Source organism: Kitasatospora sp. NPDC114501, assembly GCF_055633695.1.
This window is the reverse complement of record NZ_JBVKDS010000012.1, coordinates 79,198-105,909: the sequence shown is the minus strand read 5'-3', so window position 1 is coordinate 105,909 and position 26,712 is coordinate 79,198. Positions and strand designations below refer to the sequence as shown.

General features: G+C 74.0%; 23 protein-coding genes and 1 pseudogene. 11 read left to right on the top strand and 13 right to left on the bottom strand.

Annotation, left to right across the window (positions count from 1 at the left end; translation table 11 throughout):
- Positions 1 to 463 precede the first annotated feature (463 nt).
- Positions 464 to 1,147, bottom strand: coding sequence for a hypothetical protein (locus ACZ7RU_RS22925; RefSeq protein WP_470342798.1), 684 nt, complete (start codon positions 1,145 to 1,147; stop codon positions 464 to 466).
- A gap of 309 nt (positions 1,148 to 1,456) precedes the next feature.
- Positions 1,457 to 2,443, bottom strand: a complete 987-nt coding sequence (locus ACZ7RU_RS22920; RefSeq protein ID WP_470342797.1) for a hypothetical protein — start codon at positions 2,441 to 2,443, stop codon at positions 1,457 to 1,459.
- Between the two features lie 470 nt (positions 2,444 to 2,913).
- On the opposite strand from ACZ7RU_RS22920, the gene ACZ7RU_RS22915 reads away from it, so the two are divergent.
- Together ACZ7RU_RS22915 and ACZ7RU_RS22910 are read left to right on the top strand one after the other, a co-directional pair.
- Positions 2,914 to 4,083, top strand: coding sequence for an exonuclease SbcCD subunit D (locus ACZ7RU_RS22915; protein ID WP_470342796.1), 1,170 nt, complete (start codon positions 2,914 to 2,916; stop codon positions 4,081 to 4,083).
- Complete coding sequence (locus ACZ7RU_RS22910) at positions 4,080 to 7,118, top strand: AAA family ATPase (RefSeq protein ID WP_470342795.1); 3,039 nt, start codon at positions 4,080 to 4,082, stop codon at positions 7,116 to 7,118. The genes ACZ7RU_RS22915 and ACZ7RU_RS22910 overlap by 4 nt, the downstream gene beginning before the upstream one ends.
- Positions 7,119 to 7,181: 63 nt before the next feature.
- On the opposite strand, the gene ACZ7RU_RS22905 is transcribed toward ACZ7RU_RS22910, so the two are convergent.
- Positions 7,182 to 7,400, bottom strand: a complete 219-nt coding sequence (locus tag ACZ7RU_RS22905) for a hypothetical protein (RefSeq protein ID WP_470342794.1) — start codon at positions 7,398 to 7,400, stop codon at positions 7,182 to 7,184.
- Between the two features lie 250 nt (positions 7,401 to 7,650).
- Between ACZ7RU_RS22905 and ACZ7RU_RS22900 the strand changes: the two genes are divergently transcribed.
- Positions 7,651 to 8,205 (top strand): DUF1990 family protein, encoded by a 555-nt coding sequence (locus ACZ7RU_RS22900; RefSeq protein WP_470342793.1) that lies wholly within the window; start codon positions 7,651 to 7,653, stop codon positions 8,203 to 8,205.
- Between the two features lie 44 nt (positions 8,206 to 8,249).
- Here the strand turns inward: ACZ7RU_RS22900 and ACZ7RU_RS22895 are convergent, their stop codons facing one another.
- Together ACZ7RU_RS22895 and ACZ7RU_RS22890 are read right to left on the bottom strand one after the other, a co-directional pair.
- A complete protein-coding gene (locus tag ACZ7RU_RS22895; RefSeq protein ID WP_387756806.1) occupies positions 8,250 to 8,711 on the bottom strand; it encodes a YjbQ family protein in 462 nt (153 codons plus the stop codon).
- Between the two features lie 265 nt (positions 8,712 to 8,976).
- Complete coding sequence (locus ACZ7RU_RS22890; RefSeq protein WP_387756807.1) at positions 8,977 to 9,243, bottom strand: hypothetical protein; 267 nt, start codon at positions 9,241 to 9,243, stop codon at positions 8,977 to 8,979.
- Between the two features lie 819 nt (positions 9,244 to 10,062).
- Here ACZ7RU_RS22890 and ACZ7RU_RS22885 point away from each other — a divergent pair.
- Complete coding sequence (locus ACZ7RU_RS22885; RefSeq protein WP_470342792.1) at positions 10,063 to 12,273, top strand: bifunctional glycosyltransferase/CDP-glycerol:glycerophosphate glycerophosphotransferase; 2,211 nt, start codon at positions 10,063 to 10,065, stop codon at positions 12,271 to 12,273.
- An 82-nt stretch (positions 12,274 to 12,355) separates the two neighbouring features.
- Here ACZ7RU_RS22885 and ACZ7RU_RS22880 read toward each other — a convergent pair whose 3' ends face one another.
- Positions 12,356 to 12,568 carry an EF-hand domain-containing protein gene (locus ACZ7RU_RS22880; RefSeq protein ID WP_470342791.1) on the bottom strand — a complete coding sequence of 71 codons (213 nt, stop codon included), beginning with the start codon at positions 12,566 to 12,568 and terminating at the stop codon, positions 12,356 to 12,358.
- Positions 12,569 to 12,744: 176 nt separating this feature from the next.
- On the opposite strand from ACZ7RU_RS22880, the gene ACZ7RU_RS22875 reads away from it, so the two are divergent.
- Positions 12,745 to 13,413 (top strand): lysophospholipid acyltransferase family protein, encoded by a 669-nt coding sequence (locus tag ACZ7RU_RS22875; RefSeq protein WP_470342790.1) that lies wholly within the window; start codon positions 12,745 to 12,747, stop codon positions 13,411 to 13,413.
- 25 nt (positions 13,414 to 13,438) lie between these two features.
- Here the strand turns inward: ACZ7RU_RS22875 and ACZ7RU_RS22870 are convergent, their stop codons facing one another.
- Positions 13,439 to 15,307, bottom strand: coding sequence for an ABC transporter ATP-binding protein (locus tag ACZ7RU_RS22870; RefSeq protein WP_470342789.1), 1,869 nt, complete (start codon positions 15,305 to 15,307; stop codon positions 13,439 to 13,441).
- A 163-nt stretch (positions 15,308 to 15,470) separates the two neighbouring features.
- The gene (locus ACZ7RU_RS22865; RefSeq protein WP_470342788.1) at positions 15,471 to 16,244 is read right to left on the bottom strand and encodes an SDR family NAD(P)-dependent oxidoreductase; all 774 of its coding nucleotides are present in this window, start codon (positions 16,242 to 16,244) and stop codon (positions 15,471 to 15,473) included.
- Between the two features lie 154 nt (positions 16,245 to 16,398).
- Between ACZ7RU_RS22865 and ACZ7RU_RS22860 the strand changes: the two genes are divergently transcribed.
- The 5 genes and pseudogenes from ACZ7RU_RS22860 (at position 16,399) to ACZ7RU_RS22840 (ending at position 20,160) form a co-directional block, all read left to right on the top strand.
- Entirely contained in the window at positions 16,399 to 16,602 is a 204-nt protein-coding gene (locus ACZ7RU_RS22860) for a hypothetical protein (RefSeq protein WP_359821891.1), read from the top strand.
- Between the two features lie 65 nt (positions 16,603 to 16,667).
- Entirely contained in the window at positions 16,668 to 17,375 is a 708-nt protein-coding gene (locus tag ACZ7RU_RS22855; RefSeq protein ID WP_470342787.1) for a hypothetical protein, read from the top strand.
- Positions 17,372 to 18,307 carry a DUF6895 family protein gene (locus ACZ7RU_RS22850; protein WP_470342786.1) on the top strand — a complete coding sequence of 312 codons (936 nt, stop codon included), beginning with the start codon at positions 17,372 to 17,374 and terminating at the stop codon, positions 18,305 to 18,307. The genes ACZ7RU_RS22855 and ACZ7RU_RS22850 overlap by 4 nt, the downstream gene beginning before the upstream one ends.
- On the top strand, positions 18,304 to 19,497 hold the full coding sequence (locus tag ACZ7RU_RS22845) for a serine hydrolase domain-containing protein (RefSeq protein ID WP_470342785.1): 1,194 nt from the start codon (positions 18,304 to 18,306) through the stop codon (positions 19,495 to 19,497). Before ACZ7RU_RS22850 ends, ACZ7RU_RS22845 begins: the two co-directional genes overlap by 4 nt.
- Before the next feature lie 8 nt (positions 19,498 to 19,505).
- Positions 19,506 to 20,160 (top strand): annotated as a pseudogene (locus ACZ7RU_RS22840) (transposase family protein).
- A gap of 41 nt (positions 20,161 to 20,201) precedes the next feature.
- Here ACZ7RU_RS22840 and ACZ7RU_RS22835 read toward each other — a convergent pair.
- Positions 20,202 to 20,696 carry a hypothetical protein gene (locus ACZ7RU_RS22835; RefSeq protein WP_470342784.1) on the bottom strand — a complete coding sequence of 165 codons (495 nt, stop codon included), beginning with the start codon at positions 20,694 to 20,696 and terminating at the stop codon, positions 20,202 to 20,204.
- Positions 20,697 to 20,826: 130 nt separating this feature from the next.
- Positions 20,827 to 21,489, bottom strand: coding sequence for a LysE family translocator (locus ACZ7RU_RS22830; protein WP_470342783.1), 663 nt, complete (start codon positions 21,487 to 21,489; stop codon positions 20,827 to 20,829).
- Between the two features lie 121 nt (positions 21,490 to 21,610).
- Between ACZ7RU_RS22830 and ACZ7RU_RS22825 the strand changes: the two genes are divergently transcribed.
- Positions 21,611 to 23,035, top strand: a complete 1,425-nt coding sequence (locus ACZ7RU_RS22825; protein ID WP_470342782.1) for an aminotransferase-like domain-containing protein — start codon at positions 21,611 to 21,613, stop codon at positions 23,033 to 23,035.
- A 65-nt stretch (positions 23,036 to 23,100) separates the two neighbouring features.
- Here ACZ7RU_RS22825 and ACZ7RU_RS22820 read toward each other — a convergent pair whose 3' ends face one another.
- From ACZ7RU_RS22820 to ACZ7RU_RS22810, 3 genes are read right to left on the bottom strand one after another with little or no spacing between them, the layout of a single operon-like run.
- On the bottom strand, positions 23,101 to 24,006 hold the full coding sequence (locus ACZ7RU_RS22820; RefSeq protein WP_470342781.1) for an SDR family oxidoreductase: 906 nt from the start codon (positions 24,004 to 24,006) through the stop codon (positions 23,101 to 23,103).
- Complete coding sequence (locus tag ACZ7RU_RS22815) at positions 24,003 to 24,965, bottom strand: alpha/beta fold hydrolase (protein WP_470342780.1); 963 nt, start codon at positions 24,963 to 24,965, stop codon at positions 24,003 to 24,005. The genes ACZ7RU_RS22820 and ACZ7RU_RS22815 overlap by 4 nt, the downstream gene beginning before the upstream one ends.
- On the bottom strand, positions 24,962 to 26,551 hold the full coding sequence (locus ACZ7RU_RS22810) for a flavin-containing monooxygenase (RefSeq protein ID WP_470342779.1): 1,590 nt from the start codon (positions 26,549 to 26,551) through the stop codon (positions 24,962 to 24,964). The genes ACZ7RU_RS22815 and ACZ7RU_RS22810 overlap by 4 nt, the downstream gene beginning before the upstream one ends.
- Positions 26,552 to 26,712 lie beyond the last annotated feature (161 nt).

Below are 26,712 nucleotides of genomic sequence, written 5' to 3'. Positions count from 1 at the left end.
TGGGGTGGCGTGGTGAGGGTCACAGAAGTGATACCAGGCGGTAGCCGAACCCGGAAGCGGTCATGCCAAGGATGTTGACGGTCAGTCTGATGGCTCGGAGATGGACTGCCGCCGACAATCGGTGATTTCACGCTGGTCAGAGCGGGTGCGCCGTGACGCGCGTAGCGCAGCGCGCGTAGACCGGCAACTTGCGGAAGTTCCGTGCAAGACAAGCGGGGAGTTGCCGCCCGGACGTCGCCAGGCCGGTTCCCAAGCGGGTGTCAGCGGATGCCGGGGGGCTGATGAACACCTCGGGCACGCCGGAAGGCGGTCCCGAAAAGGTGTCACCGGCGCGGCTCGATTTCACCGGATCGGCCGACCCGCCCCTACGGCCGAATGTGGATGCCCTTCGGGACGGTGGGTCGTGAGCGCACGTCAGGACGGCGTGTCGGGAGGTCGCGCAGAAGTACGGTGACGCGCGCGGTCAGCCCTGCACGCCAGGGCGGCCACCACCGGGGTGGCCGCCACCGGCGTGGCCACCGAGGTGCACGCCGAGCGGATACACGGCGCCCGGGGAGACCGTGCAGCCCTCGACCGGCAGCTCCTCGATCGCCTCGTTCGCGGCCGCGGGCACGCCTAGCCAGCGGGTGGCGGTGGCGACCGCCACCCGGGCCTGGCGCAGCCCGGGCGCACCCCAGCCGAGCAGTTCCACGGCGAGGCCCGGCGCGACCAGCAGCCGCCGGTAGTGCCGGCCCGAGGCCGGATCGGCCGTGCTCGGACCGACGGCCCGCAGCGCCGCCGCCATCCGGACGCGCGCGCACTCGTGCCCGCCGTTCGCCGAGCCGACCCGGTCGTAGAGGTAGCCGAGGTAGTACGGCCGGCCGATCAGGGCCTGCGCCTCCTCGGCCGCCTCCCGCGCCAGGGCGGCCGCCGGGTCCCCGCCGTCCTCCGGCTCCAGTGAACCGCCGGGCAGCGAACAGATCCCGTCCCTCGGGTTCACCAGCGTCAGCACCCGCCCGTCCGGCGCGAACAGCCACCCCCAGGACTGCTTGACCGGCAGCCCCTCCGGCACCTGCTCGCCCGGCCGCCACGGCCAGCCCGCCGTGGGGCGCCGCCGCACCTTCCCGAGGAGTTCGGAGATCTCCGCGCTGTACTCGATCGGGCTCATGCTCGCGCCCCGCGGCGCCCGGCGGGGACGCTCGCCCGCACGCACCCCCTGGCACCGAGCTCGCTCCGCTCGCTCATCCGTCCCCCTCTCGCAGTCGGGCTTCGCCGGACCGGCGGTGCGCGAGGAGGACCTGCATGGCGCGGTACGGAGCGGAGCGGCCGGAGCGGCGGCGTGGGGCACCGCGCGCTCCTGCTGTTGATCTTCTCCGAATCTTCCCCGAACAGGCGGTCGATGAACAGTCCCCAGCGCCGCATGGTGGATGCGGAGGCGGTGAACGTGGTGGATACGGGGAGGCGGTGAGCGCTCTGGTCACCCCAGCGGCCCACCCCCTTCCCCGTGGCCCCGGAAGCCGGGCAGCGGGAACCCGGGCCGAGGATCCACCCCGGGCGGGAAGGGCAGCCCGCGCGCGGCGTCGTCGGCCAGCTCGTCGAACACCTCGTGCGCGGTCATCGGCCGCAGCCGCCCACCGGTCAGCGCCCAGCCGAGCACCGGCGGCCGGGGCCGGGCATCCGCGGCCCGGCCGTCGGCCCGAACACCCTGAGCGTCGGCGTGTACGCCCTGGCCGTCGGCCCGCACGCCCAGGCCGCCCGCGCGGACGCCCACCGACGGATCGCCGTGCAGCAGCAGAGCCCCCTCCCCGCCCAGGGCGACGCCCGCCGCGAGCGTGACGCAGAACGCCTCGGCGTCCCGCCCGGCCGGGTCCAGCCGCCCCTCCTCCACGCGGACGTCCACCGCCGAGGTGAGCTCCTCGCCGTCCTCGGGGCCGTGGCAGCGCAGCGTCAGCAGGTGGCAGCCCTCCCCCGCGCCCTCGGCCAGCGCCAGGTAGACCGAGGTCACGTACCTCATCACGGCCGCCATCCGGAGCTGACCGGCCGGGTCGTCGCCGACGGCGTCGAGCAGGACCGCACAGGCCACGGACATCCGCACCCGCGCCCGGTGGTCGTCCAGCAGCACCGGGATCAGTTCGGCCAGCCGCTCCCCCGCGTAGACGAACGGCTCCCCCACCAGTTCCGGATCACCCGCGTAGGCGACCCTGGCGGCGGGCATCCGGGGATCGAGGCCGAGTGCCTCGCAGTAGTCCTCGAAGTCGCCCGCCTCCAGGACCCGCAGGTGCACCTCCAGGCCCTGCCGGTGCAGGGCCGTGAGCTGCTCCTCCGCCCGCCGCAGGTAGGCCTGGTGCCCGAGCCCGCCGAACAGCCCGTACCGCGCCAGCCCGGCGAAGTCCCCGGCGTCGGCGGCCAGGGCCACCGCCACCGGCTGGGGCGGTGGCGCGCCCCGGACCCACCCACCGCGCACGGCCCGCGCACCACCTCCTCCCGCCCGCGACCCCGGCGGCCGCCCGCCCCCGGGCGGCACCGCCCCGGCGGGCCCGCCGGCCGACGACCCCCCGACACCGCCACCCGGCCTGCGACCGGCCAGCGCCAGCACCCGCCGGCGCCCCCGGGCCGACCGGCCCGCCCCGGCCCCCGGCACCTCGCGCACCGACTTCCGCACAGCAGCCATGACTCCTCCTTCTCGCTCGCCCGACACCGGACCGTGCCGACCACCCCGGCTGGGAGTGGCCGACGCCGAGGAACATACACAGAGCCACTGACAATGCACCCCAAGTAATCGAACAAGCTCAGCGCCCGCGCTCCGCCGCCACCACCACCGGCCACACCGCGCTGCCCGCCCCCGCCGCCCGCCCGGGGGCCCGGGACTGCCGGGGCCCGTGGTCCCGCAGGGGCGGACGGGATTGTCACTGCTGCGGGTTAGGGTCGGGAACCATGCGACTGCTGCATACCTCCGACTGGCACCTCGGGCGCTCGTTCCACCGGGAGAGCCTGCACGACGCCCAGCGCGCCTTCCTGGACCACCTGGTGGAGGTGGTCCGGTCCGAGGGCGTGGACGCCGTGCTGGTCGCGGGGGACGTGTACGACCGGGCACTGCCCGGCCTGGAGGCGGTCGCGCTGTTCGACGACGTGCTGCACCGGCTGGCGGCCCTCGGGGTGCCGACGGTCTTCATCAGCGGCAACCACGACTCGGCCCGCCGCCTCGGGGTCGGGGCCGGGCTGATCGGGCGGGCCGGCATCCACCTGCGGACCGACCCGGGCGAGTGCGCCGAGCCCGTCCTGCTGGCGGACGAGCACGGCCCGGTGGCGGTGTACGGGCTGCCCTACCTGGAGCCGACGCTGGTGCGCGAGCGGTTCGGCCTGGCGAAGGGCGGGCACGCGGCGGTGCTCGGGGCGGCGATGGACCAGGTCCGGGCGGACCTCGCGGCACGCCCGGCCGGCACCCGGGCGGTGGTGCTGGCACACGCCTTCGTCACCGGCGGCGCGCCGAGCGACAGCGAGCGGGACATCGCGGTCGGCGGCGTCGCCTCCGTGCCCGCGTCCGTCTTCGACGGGGTGCACTACGCCGCGCTCGGCCACCTGCACGGCTGCCAGACGCTCGCCCCGCACCTGCGCTACAGCGGCTCCCCGCTCGCCTACTCCTTCTCCGAGGTGCACCAGCGCAAGACCATGTGGCTGGTCGACCTGGCCGCCGACGGCTCGGTGGCGGCCGAGCGCGTCCCCTGCCCGGAGCCGCGCCGGCTGGCGACGCTGCGCGACACCCTCGACGCGCTGCTCACCGACGAGAAGTACGCCGAGCACGAGCAGTCCTGGGTGCAGGCCACGCTCACCGACGCGGCCCGGCCCAGCGAGCCGATGGAGCGGCTGCGCCGCCGCTTCCCGCACACCCTCCAACTGCTGTTCGACCCCGAGCGGAGCGACACCGAGCCCTCGCAGTCGTACGCGGCACGGGTCAGCGGCCGCGGGGACCTGGAGATCGCGGAGGGCTTCCTGCGGCACGTCCGCCCCGGGGCCGAGCCGGCGCCGGACGAGCTCGGTTGGCTGAGCGAGGGCTTCGAGCGCGTCCGGGTGACCACCGACCGGAAGGCGGACCTGCCCCGATGAGGCTCCACCGGCTCACCGTCACCGCCTTCGGCCCGTTCGCGGGCAGCGAGACGGTGGACTTCGACGCGCTCGCCGCCGGCGGGCTGTTCCTGCTGCGCGGCGCGACGGGCGCGGGCAAGACCAGCGTGCTGGACGCCGTCTGCTTCGCCCTGTACGGCGAGACGCCGGGCGCCCGCCGGGCCAACCGGCTGCGCAGCGACCACGCCGACCCGAAGCGGCTGACCTCGGTCGAGCTGGAGCTGACCCTCGGCGGGCGGCGCCTCCGGATCACCCGGCTGCCGGAGCAGCGCCGGCCGAAGAAGGTCGGCACCGGCACCACCGTCGAGCGGGCGCAGACCCTGCTGCGCGAGTGGGTCGCCGACACGGGCGACGGCACGCCCGGCTGGCGGGGGCTCAGCAAGTCGCACCAGGAGGCCGGGGAGGAGATCCACCGGCTGATCGGCATGAACCGGGAGCAGTTCTGCCAGGTGGTGCTGCTGCCGCAGGGCGACTTCGCCCGGTTCCTCAAGGCCGACTCCGAGGAGCGCGGCAAGCTGCTGCGGCGGCTGTTCGACACCGAGCGGTTCCAGCATGTGGAAGCCTGGCTGGCCGAGCAGCGGCGTGGCCAGGAGGCCGCTGTCCAGGCCGGTCGGCGCCGACTGCGGGACCTCGCCAGCAAGGCCGAGCAGGCGGCCGGTCCGGGCGCCGAGCCCGCCGCGGGCTGGGTGCCCGCCGAGGACGACGACGCCGGCCTGACCGCCGGAGTGCTCGGCTGGGCGGCGGTCCTGCGCAGCGGCGCGGCCGAGCAGCTCGCCGTCGCCGAGGCCGCCCTCGCGGGCGCCGAAGCGGCCCAGCGTGCCGCCCAGGAGCACCGCGAGTGCGCCGAGGAGCTGGCCGGTCGCCAGCGCCGCCACCGGGAGGCCGTGGGCCGGGCCGAGCGGCTGGCTGCTTTCGAGCCCGCCGCGGCCGCGGACCGGCGGCGGCTGGCCGCCGCCCAGGAGGCCGTCGGGGTGGAGGCGGCGCTGCGGCTGCGGCAGAGCGCGGTCGAGGCGCTCGGGCGGGCGCGGCAGGCGGAACGCCGGCACCGCGACGCGCTGGCCGGCTCCGGAGGCGAGGGCCGGAAACTCGCCGGGGCCGACCTCGCAGTCCTGGCCGAGGCCGAGCTGCGGCTGCGGGCCGAGGTGGTCCGGCTGGAGGCGGCCCGGGCGGAGGAGCGGCGCTGCGCCGAACTCGCCCGCGAGCAGCGCTCCCTGGCCGAGGACCGGCGTGCCGCCGAGGAGCTGGCCGAGGAGGCCGAGGACTGGCTGGCCGAGTTCGAGGGCGAGCTGGGCCGCCTGGAGCAGCGGCACGCGGAGGCCCGGTCGGCGACCACCCTGGTCGAGCAACTGGACGGGCAGCGCGCCGAGTTGACCGTCCGCCTGGGTGCGGCCCGGGAGCGCGACGGCCTGCGCGCCGAGATCGCCGCGGCCGAACCCCGGGTGGCTGCCCTGCGCACCGCCGCGCTGGACGCCCGCGAGCACGGTCTGGACCTGCGGGACCGCCGGCTGAGCGGCATGGCCGCCGAGCTGGCCGAGCAGCTGCGCGCGGGCGAGGCCTGCCGGGTCTGCGGCTCGCCCGAGCACCCGGCGCCCGCCGAGGCCGCGCCCGGCAGCCGGGTCGGCGCCGAGGACGAGGAGCGGGCGCGCCGGGCGCAGGCCGCCGCCGAGCAGGAGTGGACGGAGGCCGACCAGGCGCTCACCGCGCTGCGGGTGCGCGAGGCCACCGCCGCCGGCGCGGCCGGGCCGGACGGCACGGAGGCGCTCGCGCGGGCCCTCGCCGGGCTGGAACGAGACCACCGCGAGGCGCGGCACACGGCGGAGACGCTCGGCCCGGTCGAGCAGGAGATCGCCCGGCTGTCCCAGGACCGCGCCCGCCGGGTCGACGAGCTGCGGGAGGCCAAGGAGCGCGCCGCCGTCCTCTCCGACCGGCTGCTGGCGCTCGGCACCGAACAGCGGGCACTGACCGCCCGGGTGGAGGCCGCCCGGGGCGAGGCGGCCTCCGTCGCCGACCGGGCCGCGGCCCTCGACCGCCTCACCGATACGGTCGCCGCCGCGGCGACCGCCGCCCGGGCGCACGCGGAGGCGGCGGCCCGGCTCGCCGACGCCGAGGACGAACTGGGCAAGGCCGCCGCCGCGGCGGGCTTCCCGGACGCCGACGCGGCGCTGGCGGTGCTGCTGCCGCGCGAGGAGCGCGAGCGGTTGGAGGCCCGGCTGGAGCGGCACCGCGCGGAGACCGCCGCGGTCCGCCGCGAGCTGGCGCTGCCGGAGCTGGCCGAGGCCGCGGGCCGTCCGCCGGTGGACCTGCCCGCCGTCGCCGCCGAGCTCGGCGCCGCCACCGACCGGCTCGGCCGGGCGCACGCCGCCCACGCGGCGGCCCGGGAGCGCTGCGGGGCGCTGGCCGCGATCGGGCGGCAGCTGACCGGGCTCGCCGACGAACTGGCCCCGGCACTGGACCGGTACGAGCGGATCAACCGGCTCGCCGCGCTCGCAGCCGGCACCTCGGCCGAGAACCGGCTGCGGATGCGCCTGGAGTCGTACGTCCTGGCGGCCCGGCTGGAGCAGGTCGCGGCGGCGGCCAGCGACCGGCTGGTCCGGATGTCCGGCGGGCGCTACACCCTCGTGCACAGCGACGACCGGGGCACCGGCACCAAGCGCTCCGGGCTGGCCCTGCGGGTGGTCGACGCCTGGACGGGCACCGAACGGGACACCGCGACCCTCTCCGGCGGCGAGAGCTTCTTCGCCTCGCTCTCGCTCGCCCTGGGCCTGGCCGACGTGGTCACCGACGAGGCGGGCGGCATGCCGCTGGACACCCTCTTCATCGACGAGGGCTTCGGCACCCTCGACGAGCACGCCCTGGAGGAAGTCATGGACGTCCTGGACGGCCTGCGCGAGCGGGATCGCGCGGTGGGCATCGTCAGCCACGTCGCCGACCTGCGCAGTCGCATCCCCGCCCAGCTGCTGGTCCGCAAGGGGCGGCACGGCTCGACCCTGGCGCTGGCCGGGCGGGAGGACGCGTAGGGCCGACCGGGTCGCGGCGGCGCGGGGCTGTGCGGGGCGGATCGAGTCGGGGTCAGCGCGGGGTCAGCCCGAGCAGGCGATCCGCTGCGCCTGCTGCCAGGCGCACACCGGGCAGAGGGTGCTGCCCGGCTGGTCGGCGGGCAGCTCGGTCGGTTCTCCGCACAGCACGCAGTCGGCGCGCGGCCCGGTCGCCTCCGGCTCGTGCCGCAGCGCCGCCTCCGCTCCGCCGTCGGGCGAGAGTTCGCAGACGCCCGCTTCCTGGTTCGTACCGGTGTCGCTCATGCCGCCTTCCTACTCCGCACCCCCGCCTGGTTGCAACTGGCCCCGGCCTGGGCCTCGGCGGATCTGCGGCGGCGACAGCTCTGTCAGCCGACAGAGGTCAGCGGACAGAAGTCAGCTGACAGATTTCAGCGAACAGATTTCAGAAAATGTTCGCTGAAATCTGTTCGCTGAAACTTGTTCGCCGGCGCCCGTCCCCGGCCCGTCCGCCCCGCCGCCGCCCCCTCCCCGCCCGGCGACTACCGTGGCCGACATGCCCACCGACCTGCACCGACGCCTGACCGCCGCCCGCGCCACCACCCCCTCGTACCCCGAGGTGGGTGCCACCCGGGGTGGCGGAGGGCGGCTGCCGGACGGCTACGCCCACCTGCGGCGGCGGGTCCACCTGGGGCGCGGGCCGGAGGTGCTGGAGCGAGCCGGACGGTACGTGCTCGGCTGGGGCAGCCAGCTGGGCACCGGCTTCGCGGTCCACCCGGCCGGCCCGGCCCGGGCGGGAGAGACGGTGCTGCTGCGGCTGAACCTGCCGGGGAGCCGGTGGCCGCGGCTGGCGATCCCCTGCCGGGTGGTGTGGACGGTGGACGAGCCGGACCGGATCGGGTTCGGGTACGGCACCCTCCCCGGGCACCCGGAATGCGGCGAGGAGGCGTTCCTGGTGTCGATGGACGCCGACGGCGAGGTGTGGTTCGAGGTCACCGCGTTCTCCCGGCTGTCCGCCTGGTACGCCAGGTTGGGCCGCCCGGTGGCACTGCTCTGCCAGCACCTGGCGATCGAGCGCTACCTCGCCGCGGTGGCCGCGCACGTCCGCTGAGCTCGCCACAGCGGCCGAGTCCCCGATCCAGCCCGGCCCCGCCGTCAGCCGAGGAAGGACAGCCGGACGGTCCGGCGCGGGTTGTCCCCGTTGGTGTCGACCAGCACCACCGACTGCCAGATGCCGAGCGCCAGTTGGCCGCCGATCACCGGAAGAGTGGCGTGCGGGGCGACCAGGCCGGGCACCACGTGGTCCCGGCCGTGGCCCGGACTGCCGTGCCGGTGGCGCCAGCGGTCGTCGGCCGGCAGCAGGTCGCGCAGGGTGGCGAGGAAGTCGTCGTCGCTGCCGGAGCCGGTCTCCAGCACCGCGATCCCCGCGGTGGCGTGCGGGACGAAGACGTTGAGCAGGCCGTCGCGCCCGGCGGCCCGTTCGTCGAGGAACGCGGCGCAGCGGTCGGTGATGTCGAGCGCGACCTCGCGGCTGCCGGTGGTGATCTCGAAGGTGCTGCTCTGGAAGAGGGAGGTCGGGAACGTGCCGGTCTGGGGGGAATGGTTGTTGTCCGCCATGGCGCCATCCTGTCCCAGGTCAGCGGGCCGGGCGTACTCCCTCGCCGACTCGCCGTGCCAGGGAGGCGAACTCGCATAGGGTGAAAGGTTCAGACCACCCACCCCGGGCGCCATCCACCCCGGGCGCCATCCACCCCGGGCCACCCCCGGGCGCCCGGATCGCCCCGGGCACTACCCCGACACACCGAAGACCCGGCGGACCGGACGGTCCACCGGGTCGGTTCCCGGCCGGGCGGCGGGGAGGAACCCGTGCCGCCCGGCCGGACTAGCCGCGCCCGCCGAAGAGGCTCCGCCGCAGCCGACGCAGCGGCGTCAGCAGCGAGATCCTGGTGTGGCGACGACGGGTCGTCGGGGCCTCGGCGCCGCGCGGCGTGAGTTCCCTTATCAACCCGAGCGCCTCGGCGGTGTCCACCGCCGGGAGTGCGGGCGCGCCGAGCACGGCCAGGTGTCGTTCGATCCGGCGGCCGGTCGTGCCGACACCGCACTGGACCGCCGGCACGCGGGGCCGAGTCCGCACTTGCATGTGTTCCATCAGTTTTTCCCACCCCTACGAGGCGCCAGGGCCGTGAGGCGAAGACTATCCGTGACGGACGGCCTTCGCGCAACCGTCCTTGGTGTTGTGCCACCGTATCGTGCGGCGTCAACTGACGAAGCACCAGGGGCCGCTCGGCCGGTCACGACTAGGCATCAATGATGGTGCACGACCGGCTGTCCGTCACCAGGGCCGGCAGGCGCGGGTGCCCCAGCCGTCAACCGTCAGCCGTCCGCACGGCACGCGCCCGGCACGCGGCCGCACCCCGACGGCGCCACGCCCCGCGGCCGGCTCCACACCCCACCCCGCACCCCACCACCGACACCCCCGTCGCCATATAGGGGACAGCCGCCACATCGACAAAGCGATCACCGAGACGCCCGCCGAAGCCCCAACGCGCCCGGCTTCAGGAAGTGAACACATTCGAGGGATTGACTCCCGTCGATCCTCCAAGCAATATCTGATGCACGCGCCAGTGCCCGCACCGCACTCAAGCGCGTGTTCGAGTGATGAAGAACTCCGGCTCCAGCGAGCCACTGCCAGGCCGCCTCGACGCTGCGGCGGCCAGGCTCGCGCGGTGCCCGGACCGGCGGTCGGCCGTAGAGGGTCGGCCGGACCGCCACCTGACTGCCGGTGCCGCCCCGCGAGGGACCCGGCACCGGCGGTTCCGGGTCCGCCCCGGACACCGGCCGACACCAGCCGAACGCCGAGCGGACACCCCCACCCCGAACGCCCGCGCCCGGGTTCCAGCGGCCCCGACGGCCCCGCCCCGGACGTCCGCGCAGGTCGCACCCGGTGGGATCGGTACACTCGGCCAGCGTGTCCCTCCTCCTCAGCATCGTGCTCCCGGTCCACGGCGTGGAGCGGTACCTCCCGCGCTGCCTCGACTCGATCCTCGGCGACACCCCCGCCGAGGAGACCCGCTTCGAGGTGATCGCGGTCGACGACCTCTCCCCCGACGGCTCCGGCGCGATCCTGGACGCCTACGCGGCCCGCGACGGCCGGCTGCGGGTGACGCACCTCACCGAGAACCAGGGCCTCGGCGGCGCCCGCACCGCCGCCCTGCCGGACGCCCGCGGCGAGTACGTCTGGTTCGTGGACAGCGACGACTGGGTGCCCGAGGGGACGGTCGGCGCGCTGCTGGACGAGCTGGCGCGCGAACACCGCCGGGAGACCCCCGCCGACGTGCTGATCACCGACTTCACCCACGTCTACCCGGACGGCGGGACGGAGCCCAACCCCTGGCGCCACGTGCTGAGCGGTTCCCCGCTGGTCGAGGGCTGCACGCTGGCCGAGCACCCGGCGCTCTTCCAGACCGTGATGTCGGTGTGGAACAAGCTGTTCCGCCGCGCCTTCCTGGACGGCCTCGGAGTCTCCTTCGGCCGCGGCTACTACGAGGACATCTCGGTCACCTACCCGGCGCTGCTGGCCGCCGGGCGGCTGCGCTACCTCGACCGCCCCTGCTACTTCTACCGGCGCGGCCGGGACGGTGCGATCACCGCCACCGCCTCCCCCAAGCACGCCGACGTGTTCGCCCAGTACGACGCGATCTTCGCCTTCCTGGACCGCCCGGACCGCCCCGGCCGGCCCGTCCCGGACTCCCTGCGCACCCTGGTCTTCGACCGGACCGTCCGCCAGGCGCTGAACGTCTACGACACCCCCGGGCTGGTCCCCACCGACCGGCGCAAGGACTTCTTCCAGCGGGTCGCCCGGCACTTCGACCGCCACCGCCCGGCCGGCTACCGCTTCCCCGGCGGAGTGCGCGGCGTGCAGTACCGGCTGGCCGCCCGGGGCGCCCGGATCGCGTACGCCGAGCTGCGCCGCACCGGCCGGCTGCCGCGCGAACTCAAGCGCGGGGCGAGGGCGGTGGCGCCGGCGGTGAAGAAGGGGATGCGCAGCGGCGCCCGGTTCACCGCGTACAACGCGCTCCGCCGACTGCCGCTGGACGAGAACCTCGCGGTCTACGCCGCGTACTGGCACCGGGGTTACGCGTGCAGCCCGGCGGCCATCTACGAGAAGGCGAAGGAACTCGCCCCGCGGATCCGGGGCGTGTGGGTGGTGGAGAACCGCGCCCAGGCCGCCACGCTGCCGCCGGGGGTGCCGTACGTGATCGTCAACACCCCCGCCTACCTCAAGGCGATGGCGACCGCCAAGTACTTCGTCAACAACGTCAACTTCCCCCGCACCATGACGAAGCGGCCGGGCACGGTCCACGTCCAGACCCAGCACGGCACCCCGCTCAAGGCGATGGGCATGGACCTGCGCGACCGCCCGGCGGCGGCCGAGGGGATGGACTTCGAGCAGCTCCAGGAGGCCGTCGACCGCTGGGACTTCCTGGTCTCCCCCAACCCGCACACCAGCGGGCACTTCGCCCGCGCCTTCCCCGGCCGGTACGAGATGCTGGACACCGGCTACCCGCGCAACGACCGTCTGGCGAAAGCCACTTCGGACGAGGTCCGGGCGATGCGCGAGCGGCTCGGGCTGCGGCCGGACACCCGGGCGGTGCTGTACGCGCCGACCCACCGCGGCAGCAAGGGCGGCTACGTGCCGCTGCTGGACGTGGCGGAGCTGGCCCGGCGGCTGGGCCCGGACTTCACACTGCTGGTGCGTACCCACTACTTCCACGCCGACGGCCCGGGCGACCTCTCGGGCGCCGGCGCGGAGTCGGCGCGGATCGTGGACGTCTCGGCGCACCCGACCGTGGAGGACCTCTACCTCGCGGCGGACACCCTGGTGACGGACTACTCGTCGATGATGTTCGACTACGCGGTGCTGGACCGGCCGGTGGTGGTCTTCGCCCCGGACTGGGAGGAGTACCAGCGAGAACGCGGCGTCTACTTCGACCTGTTCGCGGAGCCGCCGGGCGCGGTCACGGTGGACGCGGACGGGCTGGCGCGGGCGCTGCTGGCGGGCGACCCGGAGCCGGCGGCGCGGGAGCGGTTCCGGGCGAAGTTCTGCGTCTGGGACGACGGCGGGGCCGCGGAGCGGGTGGTGCGCCGGGTGTTCCCGGTGGAGAAGCAGGAGATGTAGCCGCCCCGGTACGGGAGCAGCAGCGGCGCCTCCGGACGGGGCCGGTGCCGCCGGTACGGCGACCGGCCCCGTCAGCGCGAGCTCAGCGCTGGCGGGCGGCCAGGAACTCCTCGAAGGTCAGGACGCCGTCGTGGTTGGTGTCCATGCTGTGGATCAGCGCCTCGGCCATCGAGAGAGTGACGTCGTGGTCGCCCATCTCGTTGGCGGCAAGGGCGTACTCGGCCGCGGTGATCCTGCCGTCGCCGTCCTTGTCGAAACGGTCGAAAAAGGCCCTGATCGCCTCGGTGGTCTCCATCGTTCCCTCCTGGGTACTGCGGGGTGCTGCTCGGTTCGGACGGCCGTACACTACCCGGCCGTGGTGCGGGCCACGGTCGCCGGGAGTGGACGTGCGCGGGGGTGGGTGTCGTAGTCTGCGGATCTGATCGCAGGCCCGGGCTCCTCCCGGGCGATCGTTCGTCCAGGGAGGGAATCGTGCTCGACCTCGCCACCAAGTTGGTGCTGAAACCGGTCTCGCGGGGGATCTGGCGGCCGGCCATCGAGGGAATCGAGAACGTGCCGCGCAAGGGCGGAGTGATCCTGGCCAGCAACCACCTGTCGTTCATCGACAGCGTGGTGATCCCGCTGACCGCCCCGCGCCGGGTCCACTTCCTCGCCAAGGCCGAGTACTTCACCGGCACCGGCCTCAAGGGCCGGCTCTCCAAGGGCTTCTTCGAGGCGATCGGAGCGGTGCCGGTCGAGCGCGGCACCTACCGTTCCGCGCAGGCCTCGCTGGAGTCGGCGTTGGAGATCCTGGAGGACGGCAAGGCCTTCGGCATCTACCCCGAGGGCACCCGCTCGCTGGACGGCCGGCTCTACCGGGGCAAGACGGGCGTCGCCTGGCTCGCGCTGACCGCGGGCGTGCCGGTGGTGCCGGTGGCGCTGGAGGGTCCGGAGCAGATCCTGCCGGTGGGCAAGCGGGTGCCGCGGCTGAAGAAGGTGACGGTCCGCTTCGGCGAGCCGCTGCACTTCGACGAGCTGCACGGGCAGGCCCGCTCGCTGAAGGCCCGTCGGCAGGTGACCGACGAGGTGATGGCGGCCATCCAGCGGCTCTCCGGCCAGGAGGTCGCGGAGAGCTACAACGAGGTCCCGAAGGCGGCCTGACCGGCGCACCGCCACCGGCGTACCGTCACCAGCGCTCAGCCGCCCCGGGGTGTGCGTCACACGCGCCGGGCGCGGCTGGTTCCGGCCGGCCGGCGGCCTCCGGTGCCTCCCGGCGCAGCAGCGCCGCGTACCGCCCGTCCAGCGCCACCAGCTCCTCGTGGGTGCCGAGTTCGACCACCTCGCCGCGGTCCAGGACGGCGATCTGGTCGGCGGCGCGGACGGTGGAGAGCCGGTGCGCGATGGTGATGGTGGTGCGACCGGCGGCCAGGGTGTCCACGGCCTGCTGGACGGCGTGCTCGGTGCGGTTGTCGAGCGCGCTGGTGGCCTCGTCGAGGATGAGCACCGGCGGGTTGCGCAGGATCGTCCGGGCGAGTGCGAGGCGCTGCTTCTCGCCGCCGGAGAAGCGGTAGCCGCGCTCGCCGACCATGGTGTCGTAGCCGTCCGGGAGGGCGGCGATGGTGTCGTGGATCTGCGCGGCCCGGGCGGCCTCGACCAGTTCGGCGTCGCTGGCGCCGGGCTTGGCGAAGCGCAGGTTCTCGGCGACCGAGGCGTGGAAGAGGTAGGTCTCCTGGGAGACCACGCCGACCGCGCGGGCCAGGGTGTCGAAGGACAGCTCGCGGACGTCGACGCCGTCCAGGGTGACCTGTCCGCCGGTGACGTCGTACAGCCGCGGGACGAGGTAGCTGAGGGTGGTCTTGCCCGAGCCGGTCTCGCCGACGACGGCCAGTGAGCTTCCGGCCGGGACGTCGAGGTCGACGCCGGCCAGGGTCGGGCGCTCCTGCGCGGGGTCGTAGCGGAAGTCCACGCCCTTGAAGCGGACCTCGCCGCGGATGTCGGTCAGGGTGACCGGGTGGTCCGGCTCGTCGATCTCCACCGGCAGGTCGAGGTACTCGAAGATGCGCTGGAAGAGCGCGAGCGAGGTCTGCACGTCCACGCCGGTGGAGAGCAGGCTGACGGTCGGCCGGAAGAGGCCCTGCTGGAGGGTGACGAAGGCGACCAGGGTGCCGACCGAGACGATCGGCGAACCGGCGGCGGAGGTCAGCCCGGCGGCCCAGTAGATCAGCGCGGGCATCGCGGCCATCACGATCTGGATGGTGTTCATCCGCCAGCGACCGGCCATGCTGGCCCGCACCTCCAGGCCGGCGAGCTGGTCGGACTGCTCGGTGAACTCGCGGGCGAGCGAGCCGGAACGGCCCATCGTGCGGCCGAGCAGGATGCCGCTGACCGAGAGCGACTCCTGGACCGCCGAACTCATCGCGGCCAGCTGCTTCTGCCGCTCGGTGGTGATCTTCTTGCGCTCGTTGCCGACCCGGCGGCTGATCCAGACGAACAGCGGGAGCAGCAGCAGCGAGACGACGGTCAGCCGCCAGTCGAGGGCGACCATGGCGACGACGGAGGCGATCACCGCGGTCAGATTGGAGACCAGGCTGGTGGCGGTGGACGTCACCGTGGACTGCATGCCGCCGATGTCGTTGGCGATCCGGGACTGCACCTCGCCGGTGCGGGTGCGGGTGAAGAAGGCCAGCGACTGCCGCTGGAGGTGCTCGTAGACGGCGGTGCGCAGGTCGTGCATCACGCGCTGGCCGACGGTGGTGGAGATCAGCGTCTGGAGGACGTTGAAGATGCTGTTCACCACGGCGGTCAGGATCATCCCGAGCGCGAGCAGGCTGAGCAGCCCGGTACGGCCCTGCGGGATGGCGGTGTCCAGGACGGCCCGGAGCAGGAACGGCGAGACGACCGAGACCACGGCGGAGGCGGCGACCAGTAGCCCGACGGCCGTCAGACGGCCCCGGTACGGGCGGAAGAGCGCGAGGATGCGGCGCCACTCGGCCGGCGGGCGGGGTTCGCCCTCGGCACGGTCGGGCGGGGTCCAGTCGATGGCGGTGGGCCTCAAGGACGGGCCTCCCTGGGTGGGACGGTCGGGTGGGCTTCCGGCCGGCCGGGCGAGCGCCCGGCCGAGCGGGGGCCAGCATAGCGAGGATAGCTCATAGTTAGACAAGCTAATAGTGAGGGTTGCTCTATTCCTCGAGCCCCGACGCTCGACCGCCCCCGGCCCGTCAGTCGGTCCGGTAGGTGCGCGCCGCCTTCGAGGAGAGCCCGCCGAGCTTGCCGGAGGGCAGCACCCGGGCGATGGCCACCGCGGCCTTGTACCGCTTGCCCGGCACGGACACGGACCGGCCGCGGGCCAGGTCGCGCATCGCCTCGTCCACCACCCGCTCGGCGGAGAGCCAGGACCAGGAGGGGATGTTGCCCGTGCCCATGCCGGCCCGCTCGTGGAACTCGGTGCGGGTGAAGCCCGGGCACAGCGCCATCATCCGCACGCCCGTCCCCCCGAGGTCGCGCAGCACGCCCTGGGTGAAGCTGACCACCCAGGCCTTGCTCGCGCCGTACGTGCCGCGCGGCAGGAAGGCCGCCACCGAGGCGACGTTGACGATCGCGCCGCGGCCGCGCTCCCGCATGCCGGGCAGGGCGGCCGTGGTCAGCCGCAGGACCGCCTCGACGTGCACCTTCAGCATGGCCAGCTCGTCCTGGAGCGGGACGGTCCCGAAGGCGCCCTTGTTGCCGAAACCGGCGTTGTTGACCAGGAGGTCCACCGGGCGGGCGGAGTCGGCGAGCCGGGCCTCCACGGCGCCGATGCCCTCCTCGGTCGCGAGGTCGGCGGTCAGCACCTCCGCCTCGATGCCGTACCTGCCGTGCAGGTCGGCGGCGGCGCGCTCCAGGCGCCCGGTGTCCCGGGCCACCAGGACGAGCTGGTAGCCGCTGCGGGCGAGCCGGCGGGCGAAAGCGGCTCCGATGCCGGCGGTCGCGCCGGTGATCAAGGCTGTGGTCATGCCCCGACGGTACCGACTCCCCGCAGCCGAGCCCACACCCAGGGCAACGTCCCAGCTCAGCGGCGTGCGGATGCACATCCCCGCAGGGGCTCGTAATGTCGAACAGGGGCACCGTCCGACCGGGCGGTGAAATCCAGATGAGGAGGCACATCTGATGCTTACTCAGTTCCGGACCGAAACGGCTTCGACGTCACACAGCGCGACGCTGGAAGCCGAGACACTCGCGAGCCTGATGGTGGAGGACGAGGCCGTCGTGTCCGACGCGCCCACGTACCTGCCCGAGGCCGCCGGCGCGGTGCTGCTCGCCGCCCTGCTGCTCCTCTCGCCGAAGGGCCCGAAGGAGAAGCCGACCCGGTAGGCCGGCTTCTCCCCTGTCGGGCCTCGTGCCCGTGACCAACCCTCCTGAAGGGGGACCCGATCGCCATGCCAACCGCCGAGACCCCTCTCCGTGACGAGTACGCCGCGGCGGTCGAGCGGGTGGCGGACCGGACCCTCGCCGTCCTCCGGGACGGCGAGGGCACGGCCGCACTCGCGGACCCCGACACCCTCGTGCCCCGCCCGCTGCTGGCCGCGGTACGGGTGCTCGGCGCGGACGTGTTCGCACCGCAGCTGCTCACCGGCGCGGAGCCCGACGGCACCACCGCCGCCCTGCTGGCCGAGGCGCGAGTCGCCTTCCCCGCCCCGACCCCCACCTCCGCGGAGGCCGCCCTGGTGATCGGGTGGCAGGACTGGGCGGCCGGCCGACTGCTCGCCCGCACACCGTACGGGGCAGCCGTGCAAGCACCCGCGCCGCTGTCCGGGCCGGAGGACGTGGGCTGGCAGACGTGGTCGAAGCGGATGGCCCAGCTGTCCTCGCTGGCACTGCCGACGCTGGACGGCCCGATGCACGACGCCGCCCGCGCACACACCCTGGACCTCGCCCGCGGCACCGTCCGCTGCATGCTCCGGCGCGACCCCACCACCGCCGTCCGGCTGGCCCGGTGGCTCGCCTGGGCCGAAGCGGAGGGCCTACCGCTCCGGCTGGAGATCGAACCCGTACTGGACCGGATCCGGCTGGCAGGCGACGGGACCTCCCGTTCCGCCCTCGAACTCACCATCGCCCAGAGCCTGTTGAACGGGGCTCGGAGATGACCGACACCGCGGTGCTCGCCACCGCCCAACAGCTCGGCTCCCGGTCACTGGCCTGGCTGCACGCCGGCTACCAGCGCGGCTACAGCCGGCTGGAGGAGAGCACCATCGTCGACCTGGCCGACCCTGAGGACGTCTACAAGCCGCTCTGCGAGGCCGCCCTGGCCTCCTCCCTGGTCCTGCGCGACGGCGTCGCCGGCCCGCACGACGCCCGTCTCGCCCAGGAACTCCTCGAAGCCGCCTGGGCCCAGCTGGGCGAGGGCGACCTGCTGCTCGAACGGCAGTTGCGGCACGTCACCCTGGTCGACCCGCTGGAGACGTACGGCCACTTCGCGCGGTCCGGATACCGCCACGCCCCCATGGAGGAACTGCTCACCTCGATCGGCCGGCTCCGGGCCGTACACGCCGTCGAGATCCAGGGCAGCCGCCACCTCGCCCTCGCCAACGCCCGGCGGATCTCCGGCCTCGAACCCCAGCCGGACTGGCCCAGGCTGGCCCGGAACACCTGGCTGGGCGCCCTCCCCGAGCCATGGACCATCGCCTGGGTGATCGCCTACCAGGTCACCCACACCGTCTTCCACCTCACCGACTGGGGCGCCCGGCCCGAGTGCCTGCCCGAGCCGATGCGCGACTACCTGCGCGACTGGCTGCCGGTCTGGCTCGACATCTGGCTGGAGATCGAGCAGTGGGACCTCGCCGGTGAACTGCTCATCGTGGACTCCTGCATCGGGGAACCGGTGACCGGACGCGCCGGCTGGGAGGCACTGGCCGCGGCCCAGCAGGCGGACGGGATGATCCGCTGCGAGGGCTCCGCACCGGACAACGACGACCCGGAGGAGGACTTCCGCCAGCACTGCCACACCGCCGTGGTCGGGGTCGTGGCCTCCACCGTCACCCTCTCCCGGGCACTCGGCGGCACGCCGGTGGCCCTTTGAGCCGGCCGGACCCGAACGGGCGCGACGCCCGCAGGCGTGACGCGGGCGGGCGTGACGCGGGCGGGCGTGACGCGGGCGGGCGTGACGGCAGCGGTCTGGACACGAACGGGCCGGACGCGAGCGAGCTGGACGCCGCGGTCGCGGCGGTGGTGCGGGCGGCCCGGCCGTACGCCACCGCCGTGACGGTCGCCCTGGTTCGCGGGGACCAGACGGACGTACGCTGCTTCGGGCGGACCGGACGGGCCCCGAACGCTCCGCCCTGCACCCCCGGCACCGTCTTCGAACTCGGCTCCGTCAGCAAGACGTTCACCGCACTGCTGCTCGCCGAGATGGCCGCGCGCGGCGATCTCTCCCTGGAGGACCCGGTCGAGCACCGGCTCCCGCACTGCTGGCGCGCGGCGAAGGTCCGGTCGGCGGAACCCATCCGACTGCTGCACCTGGCCACCCACACCTCGGGCCTGCCCGGGCTCCCCCCGGGACTGCTGGCGAAGGCCGTCCCGGCCTGGTTCAGCAATCCGTACGAGACGTACGGCGACGAGCAGTTGAGGGATGGTCTGGCCCGAACGACCGTACGGGGAAGGCCCGGTAGCCGGTACGGGTACTCCAACTACGGGGTCGGCCTGCTCGGACGGGTACTCGCCGAGACCGGTGGGATGCCGTACGGGGACCTGCTCGCCGAACGGGTCTGCCGCCCCCTGGGACTGCGCTCCACGACCTGCGACCCGGACCCGCCGGGCCGGGCCGTCGGATACCGGCGCGGACGGGCGCTCCCGCCCTGGCGCATCCCCGGACTGCCGGGCGCCGGCGCCGTCCGGGCCGACGGGACCGACCTGCTGCGCTACCTCCGGGCGCACCTGGACGGCGGACCGCCGGCCGAGCCGGACGGTGAACGGCCCGCGGACCCGGGCGGCGGGCTGGGTGCCGCCCTGCGGGACGTCCAGCGGGTGCGCCTGCGGCTGCCGCACTCGACCGACCGGATCGGCCTGGTGTGGATGCACCGCCGCTCGGGCGACCGGGACCTCTACTTCCACAGTGGCGGCACCCGGGGGTTCACCTCCTTCGTGGGGTTCTCCCCGGAGGGTTCGGCGGCCGTCGCGGCGGTGGCCAACACCGCTCCGGCGCTGGACGGCCGGTTCGTCCAGGCCGGGTACGAGGCGCTGCGGGTGGCCAGCGGTGCCGCGGCCCGCTAGACGAGTAGATCCGAAGTCCCGTCCCGCCAAAGGGGCGCGGGTGTCCAAGATCAGTTTGTGACGACCGACTTGGGCACCCTCTGGTCTGCCTCGCGGTGGCCCAGGCCCTACTCGGCTACCGCTCCGAGGCCCGCTGGCTGCGCTACGTGCACAAACACCTGTCCGGCATGTTCCCGTACCTCCCTCAGCGCGCGGGCCAAACAAGCGACTCCGTTCAGCTCTACCGCTGATCAAGCGGGTGATCCGAGAGCTTGCCCGGGACAGCGACTTCCGGACCGACACGGTGTGGATCACCGACTCCACCCCCGTGCCGTGCGGCATGTCGCGCCCCACCGTCCAGCGGTCCGCCTCGCGGGCTGGGCCAGCTACGGCTACTGCGCCTCACACTCCCGCTTGTTCTGGGGACTGCGCCTGTACCCGGTGTGCACGCCGACCGGCATGCCGATCCCGTGGGCGCTGGCCCACCCGAAGCTGGACGAGCGCGAGGTCCTGGCTGCGATGCTCGAAGTCGACGCCGATCTGGTCGCCCGGCGCGAGGGCATAGTCTTCGAGGGCGTCGCGATCCGGGTGGCTCGGCGAGTCCTGGCAATGGCCACCGCAATCTGGCACAACAACCAGACTGGGGCACCCGTCACCCGCTCGCTGATCGCGTTCGACCACTGACGGCATCTGGCATTGACCGCAGCAAGGAGGTTCTCGCCGGGTCAGAGGACTTCGGTCTGCTCCGGGGTCACGCAGTGGTCGTCGTCGCCGACCTGCACGATGTAGCCCTTCGGTGGCTCCAAGGACGTCGTCCACCAGATCCCGGTGACGTCCCCGACAGCTTCCGCCGTCCCGCTCGGGGAGTCCGACTCGATGCGGATTCGGACGCGGGTTCCGTCGGGCAGATCGCTCCGATAACGGGGTGGCATGGCGGGATGAAGTTCTCTCCGGGAGATCAGGAACTCCGGCCGTAGCCCCCAGGGGGTGCCGTCCTCGGTCTCCACCGAGTAGAGCGGTCCGACGTAGCCGTCACGTTCGTCCTGCTTGATGACACACCCGACGATCACACCGCGGCTGCCCACGATCTCCGGCCCAAGCCAGCCCAGACTCGCAATGGGCGGATGCGGCGTCGTCAGCTCCACCATCTCGCCGTAGACCAGCGTGGCCTGCTCGGGCCAGGGAGTCTCATCCAACAGCCACCGTTGTTCGACCGCCATGAGTACCTTCTTGTTCCTGGCCTCGGCAGACCCACCACACCATACGGCGATGCGGTCGGCCGGAGCGGCCTGGCCAGCCCTCCAGCCGCGCGCATGGGCTCTCGGCCACCGTCACATCGGATCTACTCGTCTAGACGGCCACGGCCTTGGCGCGGTCGGCGGCGATGTGCACGGCGAGGCCGGCGAGGACGGTGCCCATCACGTAGCGCTGGATCCGCAGCCAGCCCGGGCGGCGGTTGAGAAAGGCCGCGATGCTGCCCGCGCTCACCGCGATCAGGCCGTTGACGGTGATCGCGATCGCGATCTGGATCAGGCCCAGCAGCAGGCTCTGCACGGCGACGTGCCCGCGTTCCGGGGCCACGAACTGGGGCAGCAGCGAGATGTACATGATGGCGATCTTGGGGTTGAGCAGGCAGGTCAGGAAGCCCATCGCGAACAGTCGGCGCGGAGGGTCCGGCGGCAGCTGCTGCGGGGCGAAGACCGCCGTACCACCCGGCTTGACCGCCTTCCAGGCCAGCCAGAGCAGGTATCCGGCGCCGGCCAGTTTGATCGCGGTGTAGAGGGCGGGCACCACCGAGAACACGGCGGCCACCCCCGCCGTCACCGCGACCAGGTAGACCAGGAAGCCGGCCGCGACCCCGATCAGCGAGATCAGCCCGGCGCGGCGGCCCTGCGCGATCGAGCGCGAGACCAGGTAGATCATGTTCGGCCCGGGCGACAGCACCATGCCCAGGGCCACGGCGGCGATGCCCAGCACGGCCCGGCCATCCACGGCCGATGTCAACGCGTCCATGCGAGGAGGCTAGGGCGGACAATCGGTCGATGCAATGATGACTTTGCACTCGGTGCAATGCGGGGCAGCGGGCCGGTCGTCGTGGCGGCCCTGCGAGGGACCACGGGAGGGCCGACCGCCGATGGACGACTACCGCCTGATCGCCGACCGGATCGCCGCCGAGATCGCGGACGGGCGGCTGCGGCCCGGCCAGCAGCTGCCCACCCAGCGCGCGTTCGCCCGCGGCCGGGGCATCGCCGCCTCGACGGCGGCGCGCGTCTACCGGGAGCTGGCCCGGCGCGGACTGACCGTCGGGGAGGTCGGGCGCGGGACCTTCGTCCGGGCCGGGCGGGCACCGGACGGCGCCCGGGTGGCGCTCGCGGAACCCGCCGCCGCCCCCGTGGACCTGGAGCTCAACTACCCCTCCGTCCCCGGGCAGGCCGAGCTGCTGGCGGGCGGACTGGCGCCGCTGCTGCGGCCGGACGCCCTGGGGGACGCACTGCGGCCGGTCGGCGCGGCCGGGACGGGCGCGGCCCGGCGGGCGTTCGCGGGACTGGTGTCGGCCGGCCCCCGGGAGGTCGCAGGGAAGGTCGCACGGGAGGTCGAAGCGGACGCCGCCTGGGAGGTCGGACCGGAGCAACTGCTGTTCGCCGGCAACGGGCGACAGGCCATCGCCGGGGCGCTGTCCGCGCTGGTGCCGCCCGGGCAGCGGCTGGGCGTGGAGGAGCTGACCTATCCGGTGGTCAGGGCGGTGGCGGAGCGGCTGGGCATCGTGCTGGTGCCGCTGGCCGTGGACGAGCACGGGGTGGTGCCGGACGCGGTGGCCGCCGCCCACCGGGCCGGACCGCTGGCCGCGGTGTACGTCCAGCCGCGTCTGCAGAACCCGCTCGGTACGAGCCTGCCGCCCGAGCGGGCGGCGGCGCTCGCGGCGGTGCTGCGCAGGCTCGACCTGCCGGCGGTCGAGGACGCCATCTGGTCGTTCCTGCGGCCCGACCTGGCGCCGTTGGCCGCACTCGCGCCGGAGCGCACCGTACTCGTGGACAGTCTCTCCAAGCGGCTCGCCCCGGGGCTGACCACCGGGTTCGCGGTCGTCCCGGCGGCGCTGCGGGAGCGGGTGGCGGGCGCGCTGCGCTCGGGCGGGTGGACGCCGAGCGGCTTCGCACTGGAGGCCGCGGTGCGCTGGATCGGGGACGGCACGCTGGCCGCGGTGGAGGCCGCGAAGCGGGCCGACGCGACGGCCCGGCAGCTGCTGGCGCGCGAGCTGCTGACGGGGCAGCGACTGCGGTCCGACCCGTGCTCGTACTACCTGTGGTGGGAGCTGCCGACGGGCTGGCGGGCGGAGGCGTTCGTCGCGGAGGCCGCGCGCGCCGGAATCTCGGTCACGCCCGCGGCGGCCTTCGCGGTCGATCCCCGACGCTCGCCCTCCGCCGTCCGGGTCGGGCTCGCATCACCGCCGCTGCCGGTACTGGCGCGGGCGCTGGAGACACTGGCGGGGATCGCGGGGAACGGGGGCGCACGCTGGGGGGGCGGGACAGCGGCCAGCGAACAACTAACATCTAACAGATGACAGATGACAGATTATGAAATCTGTCATCTGTTAGATGTCGCCTGCCATCCGTTCGCCGTCAGCCCTCAGTCCCCCGCCCCGTTCCGGCTCCCTCGCACCGCCGTGTCCGCCGCACCCCCGGCGCCGACGGCGCGCAGGCGGCTGGCGGCGGTGGCGGCGAGCTGGGGGGCGAGCCGGGCCACGTCCCGGGAGCCGACCACCGCGATCAGGGTCGGCAGCAGCCAGCGGACCGGCTGCATCCCGCGCAGCCAGGCCTGCGCGTAGACGTGGGCGGACCGGCGGGCGATCCCGGCGACGATCCGGTCCACCGCGGGCTCCAGCGGGTACGTCTTGTTCGCCGGCCACGGCAGCCGGGAGCGCATCTGCTTCAGCACCGCGTCCTCGTCGGCTCCGCGCACCATGTCCGTGTCGGTCCAACTCAGGTACCCGACCCCGACCTTGACCCCTTGGAAGGCCACCTCGGCGCGGATCGAGTGGGCGAAGGCCTCCACCCCGGACTTGCTGGCGCAGTACGCGCTCATCAGCGGCGCCGGGGTCAGCGCGGCGAGTGAGGCGATCTGGAGCAGGTACCCCCGGCTCTCGACGAGCGCGGGCAGGAAGGCCCGCGCGGTGGCCACGCTGCCGAGCAGGTTGACCTCGATGACCCGGCTGAACGCCCTGTGGTCGCTGTCGGTCAGCGGTCCGCCGATGGCGATGCCGGCGTTGGCGACGACGGTGTCGATGCGCCCGTAGTGCTCCTGGATCCGCCGGGCGGTGTCCTCGAGCGCGTCGAGGTCGGTGACGTCCACCTCCCAGCTGGTCGCGGACGGGCCGCACTGCGCGGCGACGGTCTTCAGCTCCTCCGGCTCGAGCCCCAGCAGGGCCACCTTGGCTCCGCGCCGGGCGAGGTTGCGGGCCAGCGAGGCGCCGACGCCGCGCGCGGCCCCGGTGACGACGACGACCTGTGCGGACAACGGCGGGATCGCGTTCATGCGACGGCGGTCCTCTCTTCGGCGGAGTCGGAAGCAGGAGTGGGCACGGACCTCAGGTACGCGGAGGCCATCCGGTGGATCTCGGCGGCGACCTCCTCCGGACGCTCCAGCGGCGCCATGTGGCCGACCCCGGGCAACAGCAACAGCCCTTGCGAGTCCCGGAGTTCGGCGACGATCCGATGGGCGTGCACCGGCGGGGTCAGCCGGTCGTCGGTGCCCACCACCACCGCGGTGGGCACGGCGAGCCCGGCGAGTCCGGCTCGGACGTCCAGCCGGTCCAGCACTGCGGCCCAGTTGGCGCGGACCGCGGTCGGGCAGGCGTGCACGATCCGGGCCGTCGCCTCGACCTGGCCTGCGGGCGAACCGGGCCCCATGGTCGCGTACTTGAGCGCCGCCCGGCTGACCGGAGAGACCGGCCCGAGCGGCATCCGGGAGCGCAGCAGCTGCCGGTGCAGGAAGCGCCGCAGGCCCCGGGCGCGTACGGCGGGCGGCAGGACGGTGAGTTCGGCCACCAGGTCGCCCGAGCCGGTGGAGATCAGGACGGCCGCGGCGGTGCGTTCGGCGACGTCGGGGCGGCCACCGGCGGCCATGACGGTCATCCCGCCCATGCTGTGCCCGGCCAGTACGGCCCGCTCACCCGCCGGAACGGTCCGCGCGAGTACGGCGGACAGGTCCTCGGCGAGTGCCCGGGTCGAGTAGCGGGCCCGGCTCGGCGGGACCTCGCTCCGCCCGTGCCCGCGCTGGTCGTAGGCCACCACCCGGTAGCGGTCGGCGAGTCGGCGGATGACCGGGGCCCAGAAGGCGGTCGAGCAGGTCCAGCCGTGCGCGAGCACCACGGTAGGCGCGCCGGGCTGGCCGTGCACCTCGGCGTGCAGCCGGATGCCGTCAGCCGATCGGATGCTCAACTCCTCCACCGGAACGGGCGGTTCGTACTCCTCGGGCAGGTGGACGCGGGTCACGCGGAGACCTCCTGGACAGTACGGGCGGCGGCCGGTGCGCCGCGCATGATCAGTTCGTACTCGCCGAGGTCGACCCTGCGGGTGGCCCGGCGGAACGCGGTGGTGGACCCGGGCCAGAGCACGGTGTTCCTGCCGCTCGGGTCGAGGTACCAGCTGCGGCAGCCGCCGGTGGTCCAGACGGTGCGGTCCATCCGGTGCTGGAGTTCGAGGTTCCACTGCCGCTGGGCCCGCGCAGTGGGCTGCATCGCGGCGGCGCCGATCGAGCCGAGCGTGGTCAACGCGTCGATCAGGTAGTTCAGTTGGGACTCGATCATCAGGATCATCGAGCTGTTGCCGAGGCCGGTGTTGGGCCCGATGACGAAGAAGAGGTTCGGGAAGCCGCGCACGGTCGAGCCGCGCAGCGCCTCCATGCCGTCCTTCCACTCCTCCGCCAGGCTGGTGCCGTTGACGCCGAACACCCGGGCGCCGATGGGCATGTCGGTGACGTGGAAGCCGGTGCCGAAGACGATCGCGTCCACCTCGTGCTCGCTGCCGTCGGCCGCGAGCAGCGTGGATCCGCGCAGTTCGCGCAGGCCGGAGGAGACGACCTCGGTGTTGGCCGCCGCGAGCGCCGGGTAGTAGGTGTTGCTGAGCAGGATGCGCTTGCAGCCGATCCGGTAGTCCGGGGTGAGCCTGGCGCGCAGCGCCGGGTCGGAGACGCTCTGGGCGATGTGGCGTTCGGCGAGTTGCTGGACCAGGCGCAGCAGTCCGGGGCGGCGCACGAACGCGTCCACCTGGAGCTCGCGGAGTGCGAAGAGGGTGCCGCGGCGGATCTTCGTGGTGACCGGCAGGCGGCCGTGCAGCCACTTCTCCAGCTGGGTGATCTCGCGGTCGCGGCGCGGCAGCACCCAGGCCGGGGTGCGCTGGAAGACCGTCAGCTTGCCGACCTCGGGCTGGATCGACGGGATGATCTGGGCGGCGGAGGCACCGGTGCCGACCATCGCGACGCGCTTGCCGGTGAGGTCGAAGTCGTGGTCCCAGCGGGAGGAGTGGAACACCTTGCCGGGGAAGCCGGCCAGTCCGGGCAGGTCGGGGATCTGCGGGTCGGCGAGCGGTCCGGCGGCGGAGACGACGGCGTCGGCGGTCCACTGGCCGGCCGAGGTGGTGATCCGCCATCGGGTCTGTTCGCTCTCCCAACGGGCCTCCAGGACTTCGGTGTTGAAGCGCAGGTGGGGGCGGAGGCCGAAGACGGTGGCGACCTTCTCCAGGTAGGCGCGGATGTCCGGCTGACCGGAGAAGCTGCGCGGCCAGTCGGGGTTGGGCGCGAAGGAGAAGGAGTAGAGGTGCGAGGGCACGTCGCAGGCGCAGCCGGGGTAGCTGTTGTCGCGCCAGGTGCCGCCGACCGAGTCCGCCCGCTCCAGGACCACGAAGTCGGTGATCCCGGCGCGACGCAGTCGGACCGCGGCTCCGAGGCCGCCGAAGCCGGAGCCGATCACCGCCACCCTGACGTGCGGAACGGACTCCTGGGCAGCGGTGATGTCGGCCGCCGCAGTGGTGTCGGCCGCTGCGGACGCGCCGGAGCGGGGGCGCTTGCTGCTGGATGCCATGCGGCAACCTCCTGAGGGTGGGACGGTGATCGTCGCGCTCTCCCGGGGCCTCGCGGCCCCGGAACCTCCCGGGGCGACTCGCCTCCGGGACCCTGCCAATCGCGCCAGCAATCACTGGCACGGTTGGCAGGGTAGCCCTTGCTGACACCGGATGGAAGAAG

Coding starts and splice junctions, on each gene's coding strand:
- ACZ7RU_RS22925 (WP_470342798.1), bottom strand. CDS start 1,147: ATGAGCCCGATCGAGTACAGCGCGGAGATCTCCGAACTCCTCGGGAAG.
- ACZ7RU_RS22915 (WP_470342796.1), top strand. CDS start 2,914: ATGCGACTGCTGCATACCTCCGACTGGCACCTCGGGCGCTCGTTCCAC.
- ACZ7RU_RS22910 (WP_470342795.1), top strand. CDS start 4,080: ATGAGGCTCCACCGGCTCACCGTCACCGCCTTCGGCCCGTTCGCGGGC.
- ACZ7RU_RS22905 (WP_470342794.1), bottom strand. CDS start 7,400: ATGAGCGACACCGGTACGAACCAGGAAGCGGGCGTCTGCGAACTCTCG.
- ACZ7RU_RS22900 (WP_470342793.1), top strand. CDS start 7,651: ATGCCCACCGACCTGCACCGACGCCTGACCGCCGCCCGCGCCACCACC.
- ACZ7RU_RS22895 (WP_387756806.1), bottom strand. CDS start 8,711: ATGGCGGACAACAACCATTCCCCCCAGACCGGCACGTTCCCGACCTCC.
- ACZ7RU_RS22890 (WP_387756807.1), bottom strand. CDS start 9,243: ATGGAACACATGCAAGTGCGGACTCGGCCCCGCGTGCCGGCGGTCCAG.
- ACZ7RU_RS22880 (WP_470342791.1), bottom strand. CDS start 12,568: ATGGAGACCACCGAGGCGATCAGGGCCTTTTTCGACCGTTTCGACAAG.
- ACZ7RU_RS22865 (WP_470342788.1), bottom strand. CDS start 16,244: ATGACCACAGCCTTGATCACCGGCGCGACCGCCGGCATCGGAGCCGCT.
- ACZ7RU_RS22860 (WP_359821891.1), top strand. CDS start 16,399: ATGCTTACTCAGTTCCGGACCGAAACGGCTTCGACGTCACACAGCGCG.
- ACZ7RU_RS22855 (WP_470342787.1), top strand. CDS start 16,668: ATGCCAACCGCCGAGACCCCTCTCCGTGACGAGTACGCCGCGGCGGTC.
- ACZ7RU_RS22850 (WP_470342786.1), top strand. CDS start 17,372: ATGACCGACACCGCGGTGCTCGCCACCGCCCAACAGCTCGGCTCCCGG.
- ACZ7RU_RS22835 (WP_470342784.1), bottom strand. CDS start 20,696: ATGGCGGTCGAACAACGGTGGCTGTTGGATGAGACTCCCTGGCCCGAG.
- ACZ7RU_RS22830 (WP_470342783.1), bottom strand. CDS start 21,489: ATGGACGCGTTGACATCGGCCGTGGATGGCCGGGCCGTGCTGGGCATC.
- ACZ7RU_RS22825 (WP_470342782.1), top strand. CDS start 21,611: ATGGACGACTACCGCCTGATCGCCGACCGGATCGCCGCCGAGATCGCG.
- ACZ7RU_RS22820 (WP_470342781.1), bottom strand. CDS start 24,006: ATGAACGCGATCCCGCCGTTGTCCGCACAGGTCGTCGTCGTCACCGGG.
- ACZ7RU_RS22810 (WP_470342779.1), bottom strand. CDS start 26,551: ATGGCATCCAGCAGCAAGCGCCCCCGCTCCGGCGCGTCCGCAGCGGCC.